This window comes from Streptomyces lanatus (assembly GCF_014655715.1).
GTDB lineage: Bacteria > Actinomycetota > Actinomycetes > Streptomycetales > Streptomycetaceae > Streptomyces > Streptomyces lanatus.
Genome location: NZ_BNBM01000002.1, coordinates 11854 through 32468 on the forward strand (window position 1 = coordinate 11854; position 20615 = coordinate 32468).

18 protein-coding genes are annotated in these 20615 nt (G+C 70.8%); 10 read left to right on the top strand and 8 right to left on the bottom strand.

All coding sequences use genetic code 11. The features are described 5' to 3' along the window. Positions 1-261 precede the first annotated feature (261 nt). Both IE325_RS05330 and IE325_RS05335 read right to left on the bottom strand, forming a co-directional pair. A complete protein-coding gene (locus IE325_RS05330; protein WP_190068543.1) occupies positions 262-1650 on the bottom strand; it encodes a glycosyltransferase family 39 protein in 1389 nt (462 codons plus the stop codon). 165 nt (positions 1651-1815) lie between these two features. Then, a complete protein-coding gene (locus tag IE325_RS05335; protein WP_190068544.1) occupies positions 1816-3192 on the bottom strand; it encodes a glycosyltransferase family 39 protein in 1377 nt (458 codons plus the stop codon). Between the two features lie 333 nt (positions 3193-3525). Between IE325_RS05335 and IE325_RS05340 the strand changes: the two genes are divergently transcribed. The 3 genes from IE325_RS05340 (at position 3526) to IE325_RS05350 (ending at position 6797) form a co-directional block, all read left to right on the top strand. Continuing rightward, entirely contained in the window at positions 3526-5163 is a 1638-nt protein-coding gene (locus IE325_RS05340; protein WP_190068545.1) for a helix-turn-helix domain-containing protein, read from the top strand. A 293-nt stretch (positions 5164-5456) separates the two neighbouring features. Continuing rightward, positions 5457-5795 carry a peptidase inhibitor family I36 protein gene (locus tag IE325_RS05345; protein ID WP_190068546.1) on the top strand — a complete coding sequence of 113 codons (339 nt, stop codon included), beginning with the start codon at positions 5457-5459 and terminating at the stop codon, positions 5793-5795. 96 nt (positions 5796-5891) lie between these two features. Beyond that, a complete protein-coding gene (locus tag IE325_RS05350; protein WP_190068547.1) occupies positions 5892-6797 on the top strand; it encodes a hypothetical protein in 906 nt (301 codons plus the stop codon). Here IE325_RS05350 and IE325_RS05355 read toward each other — a convergent pair. Beyond that, the gene (locus IE325_RS05355) at positions 6781-8838 is read right to left on the bottom strand and encodes a bifunctional glycosyltransferase 87/phosphatase PAP2 family protein (RefSeq protein ID WP_190068548.1); all 2058 of its coding nucleotides are present in this window, start codon (positions 8836-8838) and stop codon (positions 6781-6783) included. The two genes, IE325_RS05350 and IE325_RS05355, sit on opposite strands and share 17 nt — an antisense overlap. Positions 8839-9117: 279 nt before the next feature. On the opposite strand from IE325_RS05355, the gene IE325_RS05360 reads away from it, so the two are divergent. Both IE325_RS05360 and IE325_RS05365 read left to right on the top strand, forming a co-directional pair. Continuing rightward, positions 9118-10242 carry a DUF2330 domain-containing protein gene (locus IE325_RS05360; protein ID WP_190068549.1) on the top strand — a complete coding sequence of 375 codons (1125 nt, stop codon included), beginning with the start codon at positions 9118-9120 and terminating at the stop codon, positions 10240-10242. 93 nt (positions 10243-10335) lie between these two features. Then, a complete protein-coding gene (locus IE325_RS05365; RefSeq protein ID WP_190068550.1) occupies positions 10336-11007 on the top strand; it encodes an O-methyltransferase in 672 nt (223 codons plus the stop codon). Between the two features lie 11 nt (positions 11008-11018). Here the strand turns inward: IE325_RS05365 and IE325_RS05370 are convergent, their stop codons facing one another. Continuing rightward, a complete protein-coding gene (locus tag IE325_RS05370) occupies positions 11019-11411 on the bottom strand; it encodes an FHA domain-containing protein (RefSeq protein ID WP_190068551.1) in 393 nt (130 codons plus the stop codon). A 99-nt stretch (positions 11412-11510) separates the two neighbouring features. Between IE325_RS05370 and IE325_RS05375 the strand changes: the two genes are divergently transcribed. After that, complete coding sequence (locus IE325_RS05375; RefSeq protein ID WP_190068552.1) at positions 11511-11921, top strand: DnaJ family domain-containing protein; 411 nt, start codon at positions 11511-11513, stop codon at positions 11919-11921. Positions 11922-12017: 96 nt separating this feature from the next. Then, positions 12018-12659, top strand: coding sequence for a dihydrofolate reductase family protein (locus tag IE325_RS05380; RefSeq protein WP_190068553.1), 642 nt, complete (start codon positions 12018-12020; stop codon positions 12657-12659). A gap of 145 nt (positions 12660-12804) precedes the next feature. Here the strand turns inward: IE325_RS05380 and IE325_RS05385 are convergent, their stop codons facing one another. Continuing rightward, a complete protein-coding gene (locus IE325_RS05385) occupies positions 12805-14847 on the bottom strand; it encodes an MDR family MFS transporter (RefSeq protein WP_373315099.1) in 2043 nt (680 codons plus the stop codon). Between the two features lie 133 nt (positions 14848-14980). On the opposite strand from IE325_RS05385, the gene IE325_RS05390 reads away from it, so the two are divergent. Next, positions 14981-15910 carry a peptidoglycan-binding domain-containing protein gene (locus IE325_RS05390; RefSeq protein WP_229911670.1) on the top strand — a complete coding sequence of 310 codons (930 nt, stop codon included), beginning with the start codon at positions 14981-14983 and terminating at the stop codon, positions 15908-15910. Between the two features lie 18 nt (positions 15911-15928). On the opposite strand, the gene IE325_RS05395 is transcribed toward IE325_RS05390, so the two are convergent. Then, positions 15929-16669, bottom strand: coding sequence for a MerR family transcriptional regulator (locus IE325_RS05395; protein ID WP_190068556.1), 741 nt, complete (start codon positions 16667-16669; stop codon positions 15929-15931). A 163-nt stretch (positions 16670-16832) separates the two neighbouring features. Here IE325_RS05395 and IE325_RS05400 point away from each other — a divergent pair, with 163 nt between their 5' ends. Beyond that, entirely contained in the window at positions 16833-18356 is a 1524-nt protein-coding gene (locus tag IE325_RS05400; protein ID WP_190068557.1) for an alpha/beta hydrolase, read from the top strand. Between the two features lie 30 nt (positions 18357-18386). Then, entirely contained in the window at positions 18387-19040 is a 654-nt protein-coding gene (locus IE325_RS05405; RefSeq protein ID WP_190068558.1) for a hypothetical protein, read from the top strand. Positions 19041-19067: 27 nt separating this feature from the next. Here the strand turns inward: IE325_RS05405 and IE325_RS05410 are convergent, their stop codons facing one another. Then, positions 19068-19727: an HAD family hydrolase gene (locus IE325_RS05410; protein WP_190068559.1), complete on the bottom strand. Its 660-nt coding sequence runs from the start codon at positions 19725-19727 to the stop codon at positions 19068-19070. A gap of 150 nt (positions 19728-19877) precedes the next feature. Then, a complete protein-coding gene (locus IE325_RS05415; protein ID WP_190068560.1) occupies positions 19878-20459 on the bottom strand; it encodes a TMEM165/GDT1 family protein in 582 nt (193 codons plus the stop codon). Between the last annotated feature and the right edge of the window lie 156 nt (positions 20460-20615).

Genomic DNA, 20615 nt, shown 5'->3' on the forward strand with positions numbered 1-20615 from the left:
AAGCCAGGCGAACCGATATCACCAATCCCCCAGGGTCGTTTACCGGCGCACCTTCGACCAGGTCAGGGATCGACCGGTGCGCGCAGACCACGCATACGGGAACCGGGAAACGGCCCCCGTCGCCGTTCGAACGGATCCTCACACGACCCCGCACGTTCCACCAGCATGATTTGTGGGACAGAATCGCCGAATAACAGACATTCGAGCGTGTTCAAAGGTCCTTAGGTGGGTCTTTAGGTGGTCCTTAGGTGGGTCCTTGGGTTATGGGCAGTTGCCGGGGCGGGCGTAGACCAGGATCTGCGCGCCGTGCACCGTGGTCCGGCGGCAGATCCGGAATTCGGTCCCGAGCACCTCGCGTTTGATCTTTTCCTGGGGGAAGGGGTCGAGCGGCTGGCCCGCGGGGTCGGTCAGTGCGATGACGCGGTCGGCGGCCAGGACGCGGCGCCGGATGGTCTCGGCGGGCAGTTCGGTGCCCTGGAGGGTGTGCGAGGCCGTCGGGGACTCGGCGAGCGCCACGTCGTCCAGGCGGTCGAGGACGGCCGGGCGGGACAGCAGCCACTCCCGGCGCCGGGCGGGCAGGAACAGCACGGCGTCCCCGTCGCGCGCGGAGGCCTCGACGGCTCGGGCGACGGCGACCACATCGTCCTTGCGGCTCTCGGGCGAGCGCACCAGCAGCGACCAGGGCAGCAGCACGGCGACCGCCGTACCGGCCGCCAGACAGGCCGTCAGGACGCGGGTCGGTACGGCGAGACGGTGGCGGTGCCGGATGGCGTGGGCCAGGGCGGCGCCGGTCAGCAGCGCCGGTCCGGTCATCCCGTACAGGACGTAGCGGTCGACGTACCAGGGCTTGGCGAGGGAGACCACCATCAGCAGACCGGTCGGGGCGAGCGCCAACGGGACGGCGAGGGTGGTCAGTTCGGATCGGCGCCGGAGAAGTCGGGCGAGCAGCAGAGTGACGGCGGCCATGGCCAGGAGCTGGAGCCAAGCGCTCAGGCTCGGGCGGCCCAGCCAGCCGAGTTGCCGGTCCGCCTGGCCCGAGCTCACCACCATCAGGGGCAGCAGGGCCAGCCCCACCCCGGCCGCCGCCACGCCCCACCCCCGCCACACCGACTGCGGCACCCGCAGGCGCCACAGCGTCAGGGCGTGGGCCACCAGCGCCAGGGCGGCGAACTCGTGCAGCCAGCAGGAGAGCCCGAGCAGCAAGCCGTACACGGCCCACCAGCGAGGCAGTCCGGGTTCGCGGACCGCGCGCAGGAAGGCGTACGTCGCCCAGGTGACACCCGCGGTGACGAGTGCGTACGACCGTCCCTCCTGCGCGTACTGCTGGGTCACCGGCAGCAGCGCGAAGACCAGCCCGGCCAGGGTGCCGGCGAGCCGTCCCGACAGCCGGGCGCCGATCGCACCGACCCCGGCCGCCGCGCCGGCGGTCGCCAGGACCGAGGGCAGCCGCAGGGCGACGAGGCCGCCGTCCCACAGGGCGAAGACGGTGTGCATGAGGAGGTAGTACAGGCCGTGCACGGCGTCGATATGGCCTAACAGGCCCCACAGTTCGGCGAGCGGGCGGTGGGCGACCTGGTAGGTGACGGACTCGTCGCGCCACATGCTGTCCTGCCGGTCGATCCCCCACAGGCCGAGGGCGAGCGCGGCCATGGCCGGGACGATCAGGTGCAGGCCCCTGGTCCTGGCCCTGGCCCGGTCCTGCCGCGCAACCGTCGTCCGGGGGGCGTCGGCGAGCTCGCGGTCGACTTGCTGAGTGATGGTCTCCTCCTGAGAAGTCGTGTCCTGAGAAGTCGTGCCGGTCTCCCGGCCTCTTGGTCAGCAGTGGTCACCGCGCCGGTACACCTCGATCCGGGCCGTGCCGACGGCCGTTCGGGCGCACCGTGTGAAGTGGTCGCGCAGCGTCGCTTCCTTCGTCTCCTCCCGCGCACCGGTCTCGTGGCGCTCGCGCGCGGGCTCGCGCACCACCACGACTCGTGAGACGAGCAGGAGCCGGTCGGGGATGAGTGAGGGCGGCAACTCGGTGCCGTAGAGGGTGTGCGAGCGTTGCCGCGACTCGGCGAGCGCGAGATCGAGCGCGCCGTAGGAGGCGGGTTCGTGGCCGAGCGTCCAGACGCGGCGGCTGCCGGGGAGGAAGAGCACGCCGTCGCCCGGGGCCACGGTCTCCCGTAAGGCGTGGGATATGGCGGTGACGTCGTCGGTCCGGCTCTGCGGGCCGCGCAGATGGGTCCCGACCGGGCCCAACGCGGCCCCTACGGCCACGGCGGTCGACAGTGCCAGGAGCGTGCGGGCCCGCCCGGACCGCCACAGCGCGTCGAGCGCGGCGCCTGCGAGGAGGGCGAGGCCGGCCTGGGCGTACAGCACATACCGGTCGACGTAGAGCGGCTTGACCGCCGAGGCCAGCAGGAGCAGTGCCGGGGGCAGGGTGAGGAGGGGCAGCGCCGTCGTGTCGAGGCCGGTGCGCGGGTGGGCGGGCAGTGCTCGGCGCCGTAGTGCCACGCAGGCCAGTCCGATGCCCGTCGTCAGCAGGAATCCGGTGACGTCCCCGCCCATGGACACCTCGATCCAGGCGACCTGGCCGGACTGACGCAGGCTCAGCAGCACCAGCGGCGTGACCGTCGCCGCCGCGCAGCCGCCGGCCACCGCCCACGCCACCACGGCCGCCCGGCCCGGGCGCGCGGCGAGCAGGGCGACGCCGTGCGCGACGAGCGCCAGCAGCGCGAACTCGTGCAACAGTCCGGCCGACGCGACCAGTACGGCGTAACCGGCCCACCACGCGCGACGCCGATGCCGGGCGGTGCACGCCCGTAGCAACACCCACGTCTGAGCCACGACCAGCGCGGTCACCAAGGCGTACGACCGGCCCTCCTGCGCATAACGCTGCACCGCCGGAAGCAGGGCGAACACGACACCCGCGGCCAGTCCGGCACGCGGCCCGGCGAGTCTGCGTCCCAGCGCGGCGACCCCGGCCGTCGCCGCGGCCATGGCGAGGACGGAAGGCAGCCGCAGCGCGACCAGACCGCCTTCCCAGAGGCGGAACAGGCCGTGCATGAGCAGGTAGTACAGGCCGTGCACGGCGTCGGCGTGACCGAGCGTCGCCCACAGCTCGGGCAGCTCGCGGTGGGCCATGTCGTAGGTCACGGCCTCGTCCTGCCAGAGGGAACCTTGGCGGCGGATGCCCCATAGGCCGGTCATGAGGGTGAGGAGTGGGGGCAGCCATACGGATGTGTGGTGGGCCGGGGTGGGTTGGGGTGGGGCTGGGGTTGGGGTCCGGCGGGCGGGTCGGTGGTCGAGGGGCGGGTGCAGCTGTGATGCGGCGATGGCGGACTCGGCTTTCGTCGTCGAGTGGTGGGCTCGGCAGCCGTCGAGTGGTGGGCTCCGCAGCCGTCGTGCGTTGGGCTCCGCAACCGACCTCACCAGCGCGCGCATTGATAGGCAGTCCCCTGATGGATCACCTATCAATTCGGTGACCGGCTAGCGTGACGTGCGGGTCCGTGGGCCGGGGCCCATCGACGAAGGAGTGAGCGCGTGGGACGCCGTGAGAGAGAGTTGGACCCCGACGAGGGGCCGGTCCAGCACCTCGCGCACGAGCTGCGTCGGCTGCGCGAGAAGGCGGGCAGTCCGTCGTACCGGGAACTGGCCCGCCGCGCCGGCTACTCCGCGCCGACCCTCTCCGAGGCGGCGGCGGGCAGGCGGCTCCCCTCCCTCCAGGTGACCCTCGCCTACGCCCGCGCGTGCGGCGCGGACCAGGCCGAGTGGGAGACGCGCTGGCGTGCCGTATCGGCCGGGGCCGAGCAGGAGGCGGCGGCCACCGCCGACGACACCGCTCCGGCGCCCTACCGCGGTCTGACCCGGTACGGCGCCGACGACCGGGACCTGTTCTTCGGCCGGGACCCGGAGATAGAGCGGCTGTTACGGCTGACGGCCGAGCACCGTTTCGCGGCCCTGGTCGGCGCCTCGGGCAGCGGGAAGTCGTCGTTGCTGCGGGCGGGGTTGGTGCCGGCGCTGCGGGAGGGCGACGGCATCACAGGCCTCCGCCCCGCCGCCGTACGGATCTGCACGCCGGGGCCCGATCCGGTGCGCGACCGGCGTGCCCTGCTGGCTCCGGTCGAGGGGGTGGAGGGGGACACGGTGGTGCTGGTCGATCAGTTCGAGGAGCTGTTCACGCTGTGTCAGGAACCGGCGCGGCGTCGGGAGTTCATCGAGATGCTGCTGACGGCGCGCGCCGCGGACAGCCGGCTGCGCGTTCTCATCGCCGTACGGGCCGACTTCTTCGGGCACTGCGCCGACCACCAGGGGCTCGCGGAGGCCGTCAACGACGCGCATCTGTTGGTCTCCGGCATGTCCGTGGAGCGGTTGCGCGAGGCGATCGTGCGGCCCGCGGGCGCGGCGGGGCTGCTCGTGGAACGGGCGGTGACGGAGCGCATCCTCGCCGAGGTCGCGGACGAGCCAGGCGGACTGCCGCTGATGTCGCACACGCTGCTGGAGCTGTGGCGGCGGCGCAAGGGCAAGCGTCTGACGCTCGCCGCGTACGAGACGATCGGCGGGGTGCGGGGTGCCGTCGCGCACACCGCGGAGGAGGTCTTCGAGCGACTGGAGCCCGCGGAGGCGGCGTCGGCCCGTGCCACACTGCTGCGGCTGATCTCGCCCGGTGAGGGAGGCCCGGACACCCGGCGGCCCGTCCCCCGTGCCGAACTCCAGGCCACGGGTGCCGCGGCCCTGGTGCTGGAGCGGCTGGTCGCGGCCCGGCTGGTGACGGCCGACGGGGACAGCGTGGAACTGGCGCACGAGGCGCTGATCACCGCCTGGCCCCGGCTGCGCCAGTGGGTCGAGGACGAGCGGGAACGGCTGCGGCTGCACCGGCGGCTGACCGAGGCGGCGAAGGTGTGGGAGGGGCTGGACCGGGACGCGGGGGCGTTGTACCGGGGGACGCTGCTGCGGGCCGCGCGGGCGGAGTTCATGACGGACAGCGGTACTCCGGCGCCCGAACTCAACGCGGTCGAGGCGGCCTTCCTCGCGGCGAGCGTGGCGGAGGACGAGCGGGCACTGCGCGAGGCGGCACGCTCGGCCCGGCGCGTGGAGGTGCTGATGACGCTGCTGGTCGTGGTGGTCATGAGCGCCCTGACCTCATGGGTGGTGTGGTTCTTCACCCGCGAGCACCCCTGACGGACCCACAACCCTCTATCGGCCGCGTTTTTCGGCCAACCAATAAACGGAGGGGACCCATCCGTCATTCGAAACCACTCTAAACACTCACGTGACCCATCCCGTCTTCTTCATTCGAATCCGGCTGCCGCAATTTCACGCCATTCCATATCCGGCCAATGCGTCGATGATTCATTGACGAGATCATGCCGGCCGGGTTGGAATTACTCGCGTCGGAACGCTCCACCCCCCGAATTGGAGAGAAGGACGAAATGCGACGCAGAATTACTGCCGCCATTGGCTCCGTCATGCTCATGGGTGCGGCTTCGGTCGGTCTCGCCCAGTCGGCGACCGCCGCCGAGGTCGGAACTCAGGCCACCTACTTCTGGCTCTTCCAGCACGACAGCTACGGCGGCAGCAGCAAGAACTTCTCGGGCGACGACCGCGACCTGAGCAACACGTTCTGGAACGGCACGTCGAGCAAGGTCGACAACGGTGCCAGCTCGATGAAGAACCAGACCGGCCGCGATGTGGCCCTCTACCAGAACGTCGGCTGCTCCGGCGACAACTACTTCGCTCGGGCGAACTCCGTCGACGCCGACTTCAGCAACAACGAGTTCGACAACAAGGCCTCCTGCGTCGACTTCCGGTAATCCCCTCGAAGGCGGTGCCGGTGCGCAACGGCACCGCCTTTCCCCTGCTCGAAGCCCTTGCTCGAAGCCGCTCGCCGGACGACGAAAGGCCCCCGCGTGACCCCGCATCGCGCCGCATCCCCGAGGCTCCTGGCGGCGGCCCTCATGGCGCTGCTCCTCACGACGGGATGCTCGACCGGTGAATCGACCGACGCCGGCCCCACCGCACCAAAACAAACCGCACCGAAACCGACCGCCGAGGTACTGGGCCTCGTCCTGCCCTTCGACGCGTACGAGATCTCCCACCAGGAGTCCTTCACCGTGGCGAAAGCACGCGACCTGCTGATGCGGAACTGTATGCGCCGACGCGGCCACGAATGGAAAACCCTCGACTATCCCGCACATGTCGACGATCTGCGGAACCGCCGCCGATACGGGGTCATAGAAATCGAAGTGGCCCGGAATTTCGGCTATCACGCGACCCCGGAAATCCTGTCCGCCGCGGACGATGTCACGGACCGCCGCAAAGAGCGCGACGAACACCTCGGATCCGACGCCGTTCGCGCCGCCTACGACGAGAAGAACGGATGCGGATACCAGGCGAACGACTTCCTGGAACGTGACGGCGGGAGCGCCGATTACGACCGCTTCAACGAGTTGAGCTCGAAGCTGCTGACCGAGGCCAAGAAGCAGCCGGAGGTGGTCGGGACACTGCGCGACTGGCAGTCCTGCATGCGGAAGAAGGGGTTCACCTACCGCACGCCCGACGACGCCATCGCCGATCGCCGTTGGTGGACCGAGAAGTCGGACACCGGGAAGTCGGACACCGGGAAGTCAGAGATCGCCACGGCCGTCGCGGATGTCCAGTGCAAGGAGCAAACCAGCCTGGTCAAGACGCTGTACACCGCCGAGTCCCGCCTTCAGCGGCAGGCCGTGGCCCGGGAGCGCTCCTACTTCGACGGGCTCGCCGCCGCGAAGGCCAGGAACCTCAGGAACGCGCGCGACGTCATTGACGGCCGCTGACGGCGGCGACGTCCGTCGAGGCCGCGTCCCGGCCGGATTGCGCCGTCCCCGCGCCCGTGCGGGCCCGCGGCCCCTGGAACAGATACGTCACCGCGAAGCCGGCGCCCACCACGACTGCACCGCCGACCGCGTCCAGCACCCAGTGGTTGCCGGTGACGACGATCGCGGTGAGCGTGAACAGGGGATGCAGCAGCCCGAGCCCCTTCATCCACCACCTGGGCGCGAGGATCAGGATGACCAGACCGCACCACAGGGACCAGCCGAAGTGCAGGGACGGCATCGCCGCGTACTGGTTGGTGAGCGCGGTGAGAGTGCCGTAGTCCGGCTGGGTGAAGTCCTGCGGGCCGTTGACCGTGTCGATGATGCCGAGGCCGGGCATCAGACGGGGCGGCGCGAGCGGATAGAGCCAGAAGCCGACCAGCGCGAAGATCGTGGCGAGGCCGATCGCGGTGCGGGCCCAGCGGTAGTCGACGGGCCGGCGCCAGTACAGGACGGCGAGTACGGCGAGCGGGACGCCGAAGTGGAACGACTCGTAGTAGAAGTCGAAGAAGTGCCGGAGCCAGTCGACCCCCACCACGGCATGGTTGGCCCAGTGCTCGATGTCGATGTGCAGGGCCCGCTCGACGGAATGGATGTCCCAGGCGTTGTCCTCGGCGGCGCCCCGCCCGGCCGCGCTCGACTCACCGGCCGCGGCCAGCCGGATCTGGGCGTACAGGTAGTAGGTGACCCGGATCAGCAGCAGCTCGAAGAACAGGTTCGGGCGGCTGATCACCCGGCGCAGGAACGGCACCAGCGGGATGTGCCTGAAGCGGGCCGGTACCCGGTCCGCGTACCGGGTCGGGACCGGTGTCTGCCAGTAGGGCGAGGCTCGCGACAGGAACGGCACCACGGCGGCCGTGGCGATCGCGGCCAGCAGGACGAGGTCGGCGCGCAGGGGGTGCAGGAACACCTTGTCCGGCACCATCATCTTCGCGGGCAGCGTCATGACCAGGACGATCGCGACCGGCCACACATACCGGTCGGAGGCTCGCCGCCCCACCTGCCCGACCACCGCGAGCAGCACCCACAGCAGCTGGTGCTGCCAGGCGGTCGGCGAGACGACTATCGCGGCACAGCCGGTGATCGCCACGGCCAGCAGCAGCTGACCGTCACGGGCGTACCGCACGGCACGGCGCACCGCGAGCACGGCGACGGCGGCACCGAGCGCGAGGAAGAGGGCGATCTCCAGCGGTCCGGTCAGCCCGAGCCTGAGCAGGGCGCCGTGCAGGGACTGGTTGGCGAGGTCGTCGGCCCGTCCGCCGAGTCCGACGCCGGCCAGGTGGTGCACCCAGTAGGTGTACGAGTCACGCGGCATCGCCACCCAGGCGGCCACCGTGCACGCGGCGAACGTGGCACCCGTGGCGAGGGTGGCCCGGCGGCGCCCGGTGAACCACAACAACGGCGTGAACAGCAGCAGCGTCGGCTGGAGCGCGGCCGCGAGCCCGATGAACACCCCGCTGACCCGCTCCCCGCGCACCGCGAAGCAGCCGAGCAGGACCAGCAGCACCGGCATGATGCTGGTCTGGCCGAGGTAGAGGGTGTTGCGCACCGGCAGCGACAGCATGAGCAGGCTGATCGCGACGGGCGCGGCGAGCAGCGAGGTCCGTCTGCTCACCGGCTGCGGCAGGGCACGGGCTGCGACCAGGCCCAGGGTGACGACGAGCAGGAGGGTGCCGAAGGTCCAGCCCCAGCCGAGGGCCTGCTCGGCGGCGCGGGTCAGCGGTTTGAGGACGAGCCCGCCGAACGGGGTGCCGGTGAACTGCGTCGAGTCGTACAGCGAACCCTTCACATGCAGGACGCCGTCAGGACCGACCCAGGTCTCCAGATCCGTCAGCCGCTCCCCGCGCGGCGTACCGAGGACGACGGCCACCTCACGTACGGCGAGGATCGCGACGACCAGCCACAGGCCGAGCCGCGCCACCCGCACCCGTGCCTGGACCGCGCCGACGGCCGTCGCTCCGAGCGCGTGCGCCGATCGCCCACCGTGTCCCGCGTTCACCACACCAGTCGGCCTCCCGCCCCGGTCGTCCCGCGCGTCCCGTGGTCCTACGTCCTCACGAGCCCGGCGGGCCCGCACCGCCCCTCCCGGAAGGACGCAGGAAACCCCCGCTCCACCTGACGTCCGCACTCCTTTTGCCCCCGTTGACGATAGTCGCGGGTCGGCCCGGCCGCCTCCGCTGGACGCGGGATGGATCACATCGCGCGGCCCGGCCCACGGAACCGGACCATCCGCCGTACCGTCAGATGCCCTGGCGTCGGCATGGTCAAGAGGGCTCGCGGGATGGCGGATCTACAGCGCGGGGGCACTCGGAGACGGGCACTCACCGTGATCGCGGCGCTGCTCGCGCTCCAGCTGGGCCAGCTCGTGGCGCCCGCGTGGGCGTGCGGCTGCGGCGCCATGGTGCCCGGCGACGACCGGCGGGTGTCCGTGGGTCGCGAGGAGTCCGTCGTGCGCTGGGACGGCGAGCGGGAACAGATAGTGATGCGCCTGACGGTCGGGGGCGACGCCGAACGCGCCGCATGGATCATGCCGGTGCCGGGACGCGCGACGGTACGCCTCGCCGACCCCGCCCTCTTCGACGAACTGCACGCCGCCACCGCCCCCGTGCACCGCACCCGCCACCACTTCTGGCCTCAGGACGGCGACTGGCCCCTGGTCACCGGCGACGACATGGCGGGCGCCCCGCCCGCACCCCGCGCCGGCCCACCCGTGACCGTCGTCGGCCGTCAGCGCCTGGGCCCCTTCGACGTGGCCCGCCTGACGGCCACCGACCCACGAGCCCTGGACACCTGGCTGGACGACAACGACTTCCCCCTGCCACCACGCCTGACGGGCGCGTTGAAGCCGTACGTCAAAAAGGGCTGGGAGTACGTGGCGGTGAAACTGACCCCCGACACCGCCAACCCCACAGCCACCCCCGCCACCCCCCTCACCGGCACCCTGGACCCCCTCCACCTCACCTTCCGAACCGACGAGCCGGTGTACCCGATGCGTCTGTCCCGCCTGGCCGACTCCCCGCAGTCCCTGGGCCTGTACGTCCTCGCCGCACACCGCATGGAACCGGCCTCTCCCATAGGCGGCGAACGCCCCCGGGTCACCTACGCCGGCCGGGTGCGGACGAGCACCGGCCCGCTCGCGGAACTGTCGGCGGGCACACCGTTCCTGACGGCGATCGGCCAGGAGTTCCCGTATCCCGGGCGCATCTCCGGCGACCATGTGCTGCGCCGAGCGGAGTCCGACGACACCTTCCGCCAGGTGATCCACGAGGACCGGCTGAGCACGGTGGCCGGCATCCCGGCCTGGCTGCTGACGGTGACCGCCGCACTCGCCGCGGCGGTGGCGGCACCGGTCGTACTGGCGGTGCGCCGCGGTCGGCGCACAGTGGCCGAATCCCCGGGCATGTAATTCCCGGCGGGGAACACGGCACGCGACTATATTCGGTTCGTTAGCACCTCTAACTAAACCCTATTTCTCACCGACCCGACGGAAGGCAAGGCGATGAGCGAGTCGCAGGTCTGGGACGACGTCGACGAGTACTTCTCCGCCCATCTCGCCCCCGAGGACGACACCCTCCGGGCGGCCCTGCGCGACAGCGACGCGGCGGACCTCCCGCAGATCAACGTCACGGCGAGCCAGGGCAAGCTGCTGCAACTCCTCGCCCAGCTCCAGGGCGCCCGCAACATCCTGGAGATCGGCACCCTGGGCGGCTACAGCACCATCTGGATGGCCCGCGCGCTGCCCGCCGACGGCCGCCTGATCTCCCTGGAGTACAGCGCGAAATACGCCGAGGTGGCCACGCGCAACATCGCGCGCGCCGGCCTGGACGCGATCGTCGAGGTACGGGTGGGCCCGGCCCTGGAGTCGCTGCCCAAGCTGGCCGACGAGAATCCGGCCCCCTTCGACCTGGTCTTCATCGACGCCGACAAGGCCAACAACCCGCACTACATCGAGTGGGCGCTACGACTGACCAGCACGGGCAGCCTGATCATCCTGGACAACGTGGTGCGCGACGGCAGGGTCGTCGACGCCGAGAGCGACGCCCCGGACGTACGGGGCACTCGTGCCGCGATCGAACTGATCGGCAGCCACCCGAGGCTGAGCGGCACCGCGGTCCAGACGGTCGGCGGCAAGGGCTACGACGGCTTCGCGCTGGCGCGTGTGCTGGCGTAGCCCTCCACGTCTCAACTCTCGTGATAGAAGCCGACGTTGACGCTGCGCGGCGCCGTACGGTCATGGACGACGATCTCGCCGCTGCCGCCCCTCGGCAGCGGCACGGTCCCGCCGTAGCCGATCGGCTGGGCATAGTCCCCCACGGTCAACCGCACCTCGGAGGACGGGTCGTCCTGCGAGCCGCGCAGCCAGGTCACCTGCCAGCTGCCGTCGGGCCCGCACAGGAACTCCAGGTGGACCCTGGACACGAACAGCCAGTCGTCCGGCGTCGCCAGCCGGCACACCGTCTTGTCGCGGCCCACCCGCAGCACGGCACCCGCCTCGCTGGGTGCGTCGGCCATGAGCATGCCGGCCGTGGCACCCTCGTCCGCCGCGGACACGGCGGCCATGGTGAGTTCGAGCACGTGCGCCCCTCCCGAAAACGTCCTTGTACAGCAGCCGTTTTGGCCACCGACGCCGCATGATAAATCGCCCGGCACCGCCGCGTCCGGCACAATGAACTCATGACCGAGCGAAAGCCCCCCGGCGTCCCGTTCGAGTCCTGGGTCGACAAGCAGATCCATGACGCCCAGGCGCGCGGCGACTTCGACACATTGCCCGGCACCGGCGAACCACTGCCGAACGACCTGGAAGCGCCGTACGACGAACTGTGGTGGGTCAAACGCAAGATGGCCCGCGAGGGCCTGTCGTCCCTGCCCCCGGCCCTGGCCCTGCGCAAGGAGGCGGAGGACGCGCTGACGGCGGCCCACGCGGCACCCTCCGAGCGTGCGGTCCGAAAGATCATCACGGACGTCAACGCCAAGATCCGCGACATGCTCCTCAAACCCCCACCGGGCCCTCCGCTCGGCCGCAAGCCGTACGACGTGGAAGAGGTCGTACGGCAGTGGCGCGAGCGGCACCGGACGGACGCATAAAAAAACCTCTCCCCGACGTGTCGATTCGCCGGCACCCCGATCGACGACATGGTGAAGGACATCGATCCGCACACCCGCCACGAGGAGAGAATCGCCATGTCACTAGCCCGGGTCCACAACTTCTCCATCTCGCTCGACGGCTTCGGCACCGGTGAGGGCCAGAGCCGGGAGACACCGTTCGGCCACGCCGGTGAACGGCTGCACCCGTGGATGTTCGCCACCCGCTGGTGGCACGAGAACACCGGCCAGCCCGGCGGATCGAGCGGCCTGGACGACGCCTTCGCCCGCCGCTTCCTCCCCAACATCGGCGCCGAGATCATGGGCGCCGGCAAGTTCGGCTACCCCGGCTGGCACGAGAACCCGGACTGGAAGGGCTGGTGGGGCCCCAACCCGCCCTTCCACACCCCGACCTTCGTCCTCACCCATCACCCGCGCCCGTCCATCGAGATGGAGGGCGGCACAACCTTCCACTTCCTCGACGCCACCCCCGCCGAGGCCCTCGCGACGGCCCGCAAGGCCGCGGGCGACCTCGACGTACGCATCGGCGGCGGAGTCTCCGTACTCCGCGACTTCCTCACCGCCCGCCTCATCGACCACATGCACATCACGGTCACCCCCATCCTCCTGGGCCGAGGCGAACGCCTCTGGGACGGCCTGGAGGACCTGGACCAGGACTACGAGATCGAGACGGTGTCCTCACCCAGCGGAGTAACGCACCTGACGTTCACCCGTCGTTGATCGCCTGCGGGAGCGTGGGGGCTGGTCGCGCAGTTCCCCGCGCCCCCGTGGGAACGCACCGGCACCCGCGTACCCGCCCCACGACGAACCACAAGGCGCTACGCGAACCCCCACTCACACAAGCGGGCCGCCGCAGGCACCCGGCTCAACCGCCGGAGGCACGCGGCTGCTCGCCAGACGAGCCACACAACTCCTCATTCAGCTCCTTCACCAGCTGAACAAGATCAGTAGGCCGCCCCGCCCCCCACCAGTCCCCCAACAACTCCGCCAACGACTCCTCCCGAACCCGAGCCAGCCGATCCGCGACCTCCCGCCCCTCCGCGCTCAACACCAGCTCCAGCCCCTCCCGCACAGCCAGCCCCCGCTCCTCCACCTGCCGCGCGGCATCGAGAATCACCGGCAGCGGCACAGAACTCCGCTCGGCGAGCACCCCCGGCTCCACCCACCCGTACTTCTTGATCCGCAGCAGCAGCCAACTCGCCGCGGGCAGCAGGTCGTACCCGGCCCGCTCGGTGATCGTCCGATACACCTCCCGCCGCCCTTCCCGCGTGCCGAGCACGGACAGCGCCCGGCACACCTCGTCGTAAGAGGACCGCTCCACAGGGTTGCTGGCCAGCGTCTCGGTGACGTCGGGCGCGGTGACGGACCCCCGCAGCTTGTCCTCCCGAAGGAACCACGCCAGCACGAACCCGACGACAGCGACAGGCGCGGCGTACAGGAACACGTCGGTGATCGCCGACGCGTACGCCTGCAACGCGGCCGGCCGCAACGCATCCGGCAACTCGGCGATCCCCCGGGGATCCCCCTCCAGCCCCTCCAGCGACACCCCCTCCGGCAGCCGCACCCCCGCGAACGCGTCCCCCAGCTTCCCGTCCAGCCGCCCCGCGAAGATCGTCCCGAAGATCGCGACGCCGAACGACGCCCCGATCGACCGGAAGAAGGTCGCCCCGGAGGTGGCGACGCCGAGATCCTGGTACGACACGGCGTTCTGCACGATCAGCACGAGCACCTGCATGACCAGCCCGAGCCCCACCCCGAAGACGAAGAAGTAGACGCTCATCGCCCAGGTGGAACTGTCGACTTCCAGCTGATGGAGCAACAGCAGCCCCACCACGGTGACCCCGGTCCCGGCGATGGGGAACACCTTCCACCGCCCGGTACGGCTGACGATCTGCCCGGACAAGGTCGACGCCAGCAGCATCCCGACGACCATCGGCAGCATGTGCACACCGGACATCGTCGGACTGACGCCCTGCACGATCTGGAGGAACGTCGGCAGATAGGTCATCGCGCCGAACATGGCGAACCCGACGATGAAGCTGATGACGGCGGACAGCGTGAAAGTCCGCACCTGGAACAGCTTCAGCGGCAGTACGGGTTCGGCGGCGCTCCGCTCCACGGACACGAACGCGGCGGCGAGCAGGAGCCCGAGGAGCGCCAGCCCGACGATCTGCACCGACCCCCACTCCCAGGTCGTCCCCCCGAGCGAGGCCACCAGCACCAGGCAGGTGGCGACGGAGGCGATGAGGAACGTCCCGAGATAGTCGATGACATGCCGGGTCGCCTTGTGCGGAATCCGCAGCACACCGGCGATGACGGTGAGCGCGACGACGCCGACCGGCAGATTGACGTAGAACACCCACCGCCAGCTCAGATGCTCGGTGAAGACGCCTCCCAGCAGCGGCCCGAGCACACTGCTCGCCCCGAACACGGCACCGAACAGCCCCTGGTACCGCCCCCGCTCCCGCGGCGGCACGATGTCGCCCACGATCGCCATGGACAACACCATCAGCCCGCCGCCGCCCACGCCCTGAACGGCCCGGAAGGCGATGAGCTGAGCCATGTCCTGCGCCATGCCGCACAGGGCGGATCCGACGAGGAAGATCACGATCGCGATCTGGAAGAGCCGCTTTCGCCCGTACTGGTCACCGAGCTTGCCCCACAGCGGAGTAGCGGCCGTGGACGCCAGCAGATACGCCGTCACGACCCAGGACAGATGCTCCAGGCCTCCGAGGTCGCTGACGATGGTCGGCAGCGCGGTGGACACGATGGTCTGGTCGAGCGCGGCGAGCAGCATCCCGAGCAGCAGCGCGCCGATGGAGACGAGGACGTTGCCGGCCACGTTCTCGGGCCCCTCGATCCGCCGCTCGGGGGGCTGCGCGTCACGCTCCCGAAGATCTCGTTGCACCCCTCCATCGTGATCGCTATGCCCGGTTATGGCCTGTCGAGTCCCTTTGGAATCACTCCTTCCGGGGGCTTGCGGAGATGACGTAAAGAGCGTCTGCATAATCTGGGGAGTTCGCGAGGGGAGGGACGAACACGTGACGGAGCCAAGGCATACGGAGGGCTGCCCGGAGTGCGGTGCGCCGAGGGCGACCGACAACACCCCGTCGTGCGGCTGCGGCGAGCGTGTGTCCGAGGCCCTGCGAGACGCCCGTACGGCGGAGGCGGCCGCGGCGGAGGACTTCGACCCGCTCCGGATACGGCCATACGTGGAACTGGAGGGCAACAACCCCGCGGAAACGATGCGGCTGCGCCCGATACCAGCACCGGAACAACCCACGCCACACGACCTGAGCCTGTTCGAGCCGACCTCGACACCACACGCCGCACCCGAGGACAGGGACGACACCCGCACCCGCCCCGCCCGACACCGCCGCACGGTCCTGCTCGGCGCAGCCGGCGCCCTCGTGGCCGTAGTCGCGGCGGCGGGCCTGGCGAGCGGCATGTTCACCTACGAGGCCCCGGCGAGGAAGACGGCCCTGCCGGAGGACGTACGGGCGAGCGTCCCGGCACCGTCGACCAGCGAGGCAACGGCGGAGCCGTCCGCCCCGACCACGGAGCCGGCGTCGCCGTCCCCCTCCCAGTCCCCCGCGGAGAGTCCGACCCCCTCACCGTCCCCGTCCTCGTCCCGCATCACGGCCTCCCCGACGCCGTCCCCCACCACCGAGCCGACGACCTCCCCCTCACCGAGCAAGTCGGACGACTCCGCCGAGGACTCCTCCTCCGCCGCACGCGAACCGGCCCCGCCGACGCTCCAACGGGGCGACCGGGGCCCCGAGGTCACCGAACTCGAACTCCGCCTCACCCAACTCGGCCTGTACACCCGGCAGGCGAGGGGCAACTACAACGAGGGCGTCGAGGACGCGGTGGCCCGGTATCAGTGGGCGCGGGGGATCCAGCGGGAGGAGTACGGGGTGTACGACCTGGAGACGAGGCAGAAGCTGGAGTCGGAGACGTCGGAGCCGTGACCGGGCGCGCGGCTCGCGTCACGCCCCGGCGGCTTCGTCCTCCGCGAGGAGTGCGTGCACATGTCGCAGGACGTCGAGTTGGGCCTCGTTGTAGAACTCGACCAGTGCCTGCGCGACGACCGATCGGGTGACCGCTCCTCCCCGGCGGGACGAGGCCGCCAGGTCGCCCAGGAACGGGTGGCCCTCCTGCTGTCTGCGGACTTCGGGCAGAAGGCGTCGCGCGAGCTGCCGCCGCACCTGCTCGGGCGCGTCCGCGGGGAGGGCCTCGAACTGCGCGGCGACATCACTGCGCGGCTCCGACAACTGCTCCTGGATCGCGGACATCGCCGAGGGAGTGAGGATGCTGGAGTACGCCAGCAGGAGGGCTCGCTGCGCCTCCGGCAGGTCGTCCAGGCCGTCGGCGAGTGTCTCGAATTCCGCCGGGAGATCGATCGAGGCCCGGTTCTCCAGGATCGCCGCCAGTTCCCGTCGCATCCGCTGCTGGCGTTCGATGCTCGCCGCGAGTTCCGCGTCCAGGACGCGCAGGACGCGCTCCGCGCTGTCGTCGGCCGCCTCGACGGAGGGGATCGCTGACAGCGGCAGGCCGAGGTCGACCAGTCTGCGGATGCGCAGCAGGCGGACCAGGTGCTGGACGCCGTACCGCTTGTAGCCGTTGGCCGCTCGCTCCGGCTCGTCCAGCAAGCCGATCTGGTGATAGTGGCGGACGGTCTTCAGTGTCGTACCGGCGAGTTCGGCCAGCTGACTCGTGCTCCACGTCATCGGCGGGCCCCTTCCCGTCTCCCGGAGGCGATCCATTGAAAACCGTGCCCCAGGGGCACGGTCAAGCCTGGTCGGCCGACGGCCACGGGGTTTGACCCGGCCCTTGGGGCACGGTGTGCGATGGGCGCCGACCACAGCCGCGAGACACGTTCGGAGACCAGACATGCAACGACGACGGCAACGCCGACCACGACGCCGAACGCCCCGTACCGGCGGGATCGCGTCCCTGACGGTCGTCCTCGGCCTCGGCGGCTCGCTGCTCGCCGTGCCCGCCCTCGCCGGCGGGGCGCAGGCGTCGCGGGTGGAATGGAAGACCTGCCCCGAGGACGTGGTGGCCGAAGCCGCCCCGACCCGGTTGCGGTGCGGCACCGTGTCCGTGCCGGTGGACTACGCCGACCCCGGGGGCGAGCGGATCGACCTCATGATCTCCCGGCTGGCCAGTACGAACCCGGACAAGCGGCGCGGCGTCCTCATGCTCAATCCGGGCGGCCCCGGCGGGTCGGGCCTCGCGCAGGCGGCGCTGCTGGTGTCCCGGGGCCTGCCCAGCAGTGTCACCGACAGCTACGACATCATCGGGATGGACACCCGAGGCCTCGGGCGCTCGGCACCGGTCCGCTGCGGGATCCCGGCCGACAGCCCCTACATCGGCAACATCCCGCCCTACGCGGTCGACGACGCGGCGGTCACCGCACGCGCGAAGGTCGTCAAGGAGGTGGCCGAGAGGTGCGCGCGCAATGACCGCGACGGCCGGCTGCGCCACATCACCACGGCGAACACCGCCCGCGACCTGGACCGGATCCGGGCCGCGCTCGGCGAGGAGAAGACCAGCTACCTGGGCTATTCCTACGGCACGGCACTGGGCGCCGCCTACGCGTCGATGTTCCCCGAGCGCTCCGACCGGATCGTGCTCGACAGCAACATCGGTGACACCCACCTCGACCGTGACGGCCTGCGCCGCTACGCCCTCGGGATGGAGCAGGCGTTCCCCGCCTTCGCGAAGTGGGCGGCCGCACGGCACGCGAGCTACGGCCTGGGCCGCACTCCGGAGCAGGTCCGCCAGACCTATCTCACCCTCGCCGGGCGGCTCGACCGGACTCCGGCGGCGGGCTTCGACGGCGGCCTGTTCCGCCAGTTCACCTTCGCCTACCTGTACAAGGCGTCGCAGTACCCCAAGCTGGCGCAGCAGTGGCAGGCGCTCGACAGCGGCGCCGGCAGCGCGCCTGCGGCGAACCCCACCGCGAGCTCGGCGCCGTCACCGGCCGACAACGCCCTGTCGGTGTTCCTCGCCGTGACCTGCAACGACGTCAGGTGGCCCAGGGACGTCGACACCTATCGGCGCGGTGTCGCCCAGGACCGCGAGCGCTACCCGCTGTTCGGTGCCGCCACCGCCAACATCACGCCCTGCGCCTTCTGGCCGTACGCCCCGGCCGAGCCGCCGGTCACGATCAGCGACGAGGGACCGCGCAACGTACTGCTCGTGCAGAACCTGCGCGACCCGGCGACACCGCATCAGGGCGGGCGGCTGCTGCGCGAGAAGTTCAAGGACCGGTCCCGGCTGCTCGGCGTCGACGACAGCGGTCACGGCGCCTACGTCCTCGGCGACGACTCCTGCGCGTTGAACACCACCACGCGCTACCTCGTCGAGGGCGCGATGCCCGCGAAGGACACCGTCTGCCGCGCGGGCTGACCGAACGAACGGGCAACGGAAGCGAACAGCATGATCAAGGAGTATCGGCGCCGTCGTGCCGCGCGCCGGGTCAGGCCGGGGGACGGGCGACCGTTGAAGCGTTTCCGCTGGTGGCAGCTGCCTTTCCGGGCACTGTTCCATCTACGGCTGCCGGGCGAGGACGGCGGGCACACGGCCTACGCCGTCGACATCAGGCACTGGCAGAACCATACGTCCGACGGTCTCAAGGCCCACCTGTACCGCGACGGCAGACAGCACGCCCTGTCCAGGCTCCCCGCCGCCTTCCCCGTCCCCGGCGGCACCGTCGAGGTGAGGATGAGCGCCTTCGGGATCAGGCGCTGCCACTACGTCCCCGACGAGGGTCCCGAGCACCAGCTCGTACCGGACCCCCGCTCGGCCGAGGGCCGCCGCGCACGCCTCGACCGCGAGCACCCCGCGCTGGGCCGTGCGATCGGTCTTCTCTCGCTGTGCGTGCTCGTCGGCGCCCTGGCGATCCTCGTCCCGCAGCTCGCCGAGCAGCTCACCGCCTCCGAGGGCATCGCCCGGCACACCGGGGCCTTCACCTCACCCGTCGACCTGCCGAAGTGGGGCAACATCGCGCTCGGCCTCGCCACGGCGGCGGCCAGCACGGAGCGGGCACTGCGGCTGCGCTACAGCCTGCTGCTCGACGGCGGAGCGGGATGACCGACGCCGCGAGCAGCCACCAGCCGACTAGCCGACGTACAGCCGGATCTCCCCACCGGCCCCCGCCTCGACCCGTACCTCCCGCAGATCCCCCACCAGCACATCCGGCCCATGCATCCCGGCCCGCGCCCCGACCCCGACCACCCGCATCCCGGCGGCGCGCCCCGCCTCGATCCCGGCCCCGGAGTCCTCGAACACGACACAGTCCTCCGGCGCGACACCCAGCTCCGCCGCCCCCTTCAGAAACCCCTCGGGGTCGGGCTTGCTCGCGCCCACCGACTCCGCGGTCACCCGCACCTCCGGCAGCGCCAGCCCTGCGGCGGCCATCCGGGCCGTGGACAGCGGGACGTCGGCGGAGGTCACCAGGGCATGCGGGAGCCCCCGCAGCGAGGCCAGGAACTCCGGCGCCCCGGGGATCGGCACGACGCCCTCCACGTCCGCCGTCTCCTCGGCGAGCATGCGCGCGTTGTCCGCGCGGTTGTGCTCCATCGGCCGGTCGGGCAGCAGCAGGGCCATGGAGGCGTACCCCTGGCGTCCGTGTACGACCTTCATCACCTCGTCCGCGTCCAGCCCGTGCCGCTCGGCCCAGCGGCGCCAGATCCGCTCGACGACGGCGTCCGAGTTGACGAGGGTGCCGTCCATGTCGAGCAGGAGGGCACGGGCGGTGAGGACGGTGGCCGGCGGCATCGGCAGCTCCAAGGCAGGAAACGCGAAGGGACAAGGTGGTCCCGCCCGCCGGTCAGGGAAAACGGGCGGGAACCACTTTGTTCCCCCACGGTACAAAACAGATCCCGGTGAGCGCCACCACCCCCGGAAACCATTCACCAACAGTTCAGCTCAGCCGGACACGGCCTCCCACAGACTCCACACGCCCAGCGCCAGCATCACCAGCGCCGCCACCTTGGTGATCAGCTTCAGCGGCACCCGCTTCATCAGCGCCTTCCCGCCGAGGATCCCGATCGCCGCCACGCTCCACAGCGCCAGCACCGCGCCGATGCCGACCGACAGCGGATCGTCGTAACGCGCGGCGAGATTCGCGGTCATGATCTGTGTCAGATCCCCGAACTCGGCGACCAGGATGAGCATGAACCCGGCCCCGGAGACCTTCCAGAAGGACTGGTTCTCCGGCTTGCGGACCTCGTCCTCGTCCTCGTCCTTCTTCATGAGCAGCACGGCCGCGCCGCCCAGGAAGAGCACACCGGTCAGGGCCTGCACGATCTGCTGCGGCAACAGCGTCAGCACGCTGCCGGCCGCGACGGCGAGCGCGACATGCACCGCGAACGCGGCGGCGACGCCGGCGAAGACGTAGGAGGCGCGATAGCGGGTGCCGAGGACGAGCCCGGCGAGCGCGGTCTTGTCGGGCAGTTCGGCGAGGAAGACGACGCCGAAGACGACGGCCGTCACGGTGAAGCTGATCAAGGTTCCTCAATCGGTCGGGGCTGCCCCACCGAGAGTGCTGCAGATCACGCAAAGACACCTCGGCACGGCAGCACACAGTCAGTGCACTGCTTGCCGAAGGTCTCGCTGGCCGACCTCATGGACGAGGCCTGCCTCCGGGCGCCGGCTCAGACGAGC

What these genes read in the sequence shown, in the direction of transcription:
- IE325_RS05330 (WP_190068543.1), bottom strand. Translation starts at nt 1,650, where the DNA reads ATGGCCGCGCTCGCCCTCGGCCTGTGGGGGATCGACCGGCAGGACAGC.
- IE325_RS05335 (WP_190068544.1), bottom strand. Translation starts at nt 3,192, where the DNA reads ATGACCGGCCTATGGGGCATCCGCCGCCAAGGTTCCCTCTGGCAGGAC.
- IE325_RS05345 (WP_190068546.1), top strand. Translation starts at nt 5,457, where the DNA reads ATGGGTGCGGCTTCGGTCGGTCTCGCCCAGTCGGCGACCGCCGCCGAG.
- IE325_RS05360 (WP_190068549.1), top strand. Translation starts at nt 9,118, where the DNA reads ATGGCGGATCTACAGCGCGGGGGCACTCGGAGACGGGCACTCACCGTG.
- IE325_RS05365 (WP_190068550.1), top strand. Translation starts at nt 10,336, where the DNA reads ATGAGCGAGTCGCAGGTCTGGGACGACGTCGACGAGTACTTCTCCGCC.
- IE325_RS05375 (WP_190068552.1), top strand. Translation starts at nt 11,511, where the DNA reads ATGACCGAGCGAAAGCCCCCCGGCGTCCCGTTCGAGTCCTGGGTCGAC.
- IE325_RS05380 (WP_190068553.1), top strand. Translation starts at nt 12,018, where the DNA reads ATGTCACTAGCCCGGGTCCACAACTTCTCCATCTCGCTCGACGGCTTC.
- IE325_RS05395 (WP_190068556.1), bottom strand. Translation starts at nt 16,669, where the DNA reads ATGACGTGGAGCACGAGTCAGCTGGCCGAACTCGCCGGTACGACACTG.
- IE325_RS05400 (WP_190068557.1), top strand. Translation starts at nt 16,833, where the DNA reads ATGCAACGACGACGGCAACGCCGACCACGACGCCGAACGCCCCGTACC.
- IE325_RS05405 (WP_190068558.1), top strand. Translation starts at nt 18,387, where the DNA reads ATGATCAAGGAGTATCGGCGCCGTCGTGCCGCGCGCCGGGTCAGGCCG.
- IE325_RS05410 (WP_190068559.1), bottom strand. Translation starts at nt 19,727, where the DNA reads ATGCCGCCGGCCACCGTCCTCACCGCCCGTGCCCTCCTGCTCGACATG.